This window comes from Cellulomonas bogoriensis 69B4 = DSM 16987, assembly GCF_000767165.1.
GTDB lineage: Bacteria > Actinomycetota > Actinomycetes > Actinomycetales > Cellulomonadaceae > Actinotalea > Actinotalea bogoriensis.
The window spans coordinates 1-3110 of the sequence record NZ_AXCZ01000238.1; the positions used below are offsets into that span (position 1 = coordinate 1).

At 71.0% G+C, this 3110-nt stretch carries 2 protein-coding genes; both read left to right on the top strand.

Annotated elements, in window-relative coordinates:
- On the top strand, positions 1–802 hold an 802-nt coding region (locus N869_RS13935), incomplete at its 5' end, for an ATP-dependent helicase C-terminal domain-containing protein (RefSeq protein ID WP_035062580.1).
- 240 nt (positions 803–1042) lie between these two features.
- Positions 1043–3110 (top strand): glycoside hydrolase family 48 protein (locus tag N869_RS13940; RefSeq protein WP_052105593.1); only part of this gene is annotated, 2068 nt, incomplete at its 3' end.

A 3110-nucleotide genomic window follows, 5' to 3' on the forward strand; every position in this document is an offset into this window, starting at 1 on the left:
TGGTCCGGGTCGCAGCGACGCGCTGATCCGGGCGTGCGCTCCGCTCGACGAGGACCTCGCGCGCCTGGCTGCGTCCGAGGAGTGGGCTGAGCGTGAGGAGGTCACGTGGTCCGAGGACCGGCTGAGCGCGCGGCGCGTGACGACCGTGGGTGCGATCGAGGTGAGGTCCGTTCCGCTGGAACGACCCGCTGCCCGTGAGATCGCCGGGGTCGTGCGTTCGCTGGTGGTCGACGACCCCGGTCTCCTGGTGTGGTCCGTCGCCGCCGGGCGCCTGCGCGACCGACTGGCGTTCTGCCGCACCTGGTTGGGTGATCCCTGGCCTGCGGTCGACGACGGTGCGCTCGTCGAGTCGTTCGACCTGTGGTTGGGCCCGGACGTGGGGGAGGTCCGCAGCGGCCGGGCCCTGCGGTCGCTGGACCTGGAGGCGGCTCTGCGGCGGCTGCTCCCGTGGCCGCACGCGGCTCGTCTGGGGGACGTGGCGCCCGAGCGGCTCACCGTCCCCTCGGGCTCCAGCCCCGCGGTGGACTACAGCGACCCCCGCGCGCCCGTGCTGTCGGTGCGCCTCCAGGAGGTCTTCGGGTGGAGCGAGGTCCCGCGGCTCGCCGACGGCCGTGTGCCGGTCGTGCTGGACCTGCTCTCACCTGCGGGTCGCAGCGCCGCCGTGACCAGTGACCTGGCCTCGTTCTGGGACGGCGGTTACCGCCAGGTACGTGCCGAGCTGCGGGGGCGCTACCCCAAGCACGACTGGCCGGTCGACCCGTGGTCGGCCACGGCGTCCCGCCGGCCACGAGGAGTCCGCTAGGGTGCATGCAGGGGACCTTGGTCCCACCTGCGGCCGGTGAGTGCACCCGGCCCGTGATCGATGTGCGTGCGACCATCCCCGCCTAAACGCTTCATCACCTGGCTGCCGCGCGCTCCCGGCGCGACGGTAGGAGCGATCCCACGCAGCTTCCGCGTGGGGCTGGGGGCGCGGGACGACGAGGTCCTGGCCATGTCAGAAGGGAAGCTCATGTCAACGATGACAAGACGACGGACCCCGGTCATGGTGCTCGCCACCGTGGCCGCGTCGTCCCTGGTCGCAGCCGCGGGGCTCGGTACCGCGGGCGCGGCGGCAGGGGCGGCACCAGGGGCGGTAGGGGCTGCATCGACGCTCTCGAGCGAGTACGCCGAGAGGTTCCTGGAGCTGTACGACAAGATCCACGACCCCGCCAACGGGTACTTCAGCCCGCAGGGCATCCCGTACCACTCGGTCGAGACCCTCATCGTCGAGGCGCCCGACCACGGTCACCAGACGACCTCGGAGGCCTACAGCTACTGGATCGAGCTCGAGGCCGCCTACGGCCACGTCACGGGGGACTGGGCCCCGTTGAACCGCGCCTGGGACATCATGGAGGAGTTCATGATCCCCCAGCCGGCCGACCAGCCCACCAACTCGTTCTACGACCCGTCCAGCCCGGCGACCTACGCGGCCGAGTTCAACCACCCGCGGTTCTACCCCTCGCCGTTGCAGTCCTCGGTCCAGGTGGGCAGCGACCCGATCGCCGCCGAGCTGCAGTCCGCGTACGGCACCCGTGACATCTACGGCATGCACTGGCTCGCCGACGTCGACAACACCTACGGGTTCGGCAACACCCCCGGCGGCGGCTGCTCCGAGGGCCCCAGCGCCCAGGGCACGTCCTACATGAACACCTTCCAGCGCGGTCCCCAGGAGTCGGTGTGGGAAACCATCCCGCAGCCCTCGTGCGACGACTTCAGCTTCGGGGGGCCCAACGGCTACCTCGACCTGTACACCGGCGACGACGGCTACGCCGAGCAGTGGCGCTACACCAACGCACCCGACGCGGACGCCCGGGCCATCCAGGCGGTGCACTGGGCGAACATCTGGGCCACCGAGCAGGGCAAGCAGGCCGACATCGCCGACACCGTCGAGCGCGCCGCCAAGATGGGTGACTACCTGAGGTACTCGCTCTTCGACAAGTACTTCAAGACCCTCGGCTGCACCTCCCCGAGCTGCCCGGCGGCGAGCGGCAAGGACAGCGCCCACTACCTGCTCTCGTGGTACTACGCCTGGGGCGGGGCCCTGGACCCGAACGCCGGCTGGGCCTGGCGCATCGGCTCCAGCCACGCGCACTTCGGCTACCAGAACCCGATGGCCGCCTACGCGCTCGCCAACGACCCGGCGCTCCAGCCCCGCGGGGCGACCGCCACCCAGGACTGGAGCCGGTCCCTGGACCGCCAGCTCGAGTTCTTCCGCTGGCTGCAGTCGGCCGACGGCGGCATCGCCGGTGGCGCCACCAACAGCTGGGACGGCGCCTACGCCAACCCCCCGGCAGGGACCGCCACGTTCTACGGGATGGGCTACACCGTCGCACCCGTCTACCACGACCCGCCCAGCAACCAGTGGTTCGGCATGCAGGTCTGGGGCATGGAGCGGATCGCGCAGCTCTACTACGCGACCGGTGACGACCGCGCCCTGGAGATCCTCGAGAGCTGGGTCCCGTGGGTGACCGCCAACACCGACTTCACCTCAGGGCCCGACTGGGAGATCCCCGCGACCCTGGCGTGGAGCGGTCAGCCCGACACCTGGAACCCCACCAACCCGGGTTCCAACGCGAACCTGCGCGTGGAGGTCACCGGGCACAACCAGGACGTCGGTGTCGCGGCGTCCCTCGCCAGGACCCTCGTGTACTACGCGGCCGCCACCGACGACGCCGCCGCCCAGGACAACGCCAAGACCCTCCTGGACGCCATGTGGGCCCACAACCAGACCGACAAGGGCATCTCCGCCCCCGAGGTCCGTTCGGACTACAGCCGGTTCGACGACGTGCTGACCGACCCCACGGGCGACGGCGTGTACGTCCCGCAGGGATGGTCGGGCACCATGCCCAACGGTGACGTCATCGAGCCGGGTGTGAGCTTCCTGGACATCCGCAGCTTCTACCTCGACGACCCGGACTGGCCCAAGGTCCAGGCGTACCTGGACGGTGGCCCGGCTCCCGTGTTCGAGTACCACCGGTTCTGGGCCCAGGCCGAGATCGCGATGGCGCTCGCGGACTACGACCGCCTGTTCGAGGGCGACGGGACCGGCCCGACGCCGGACCCGACTCCGG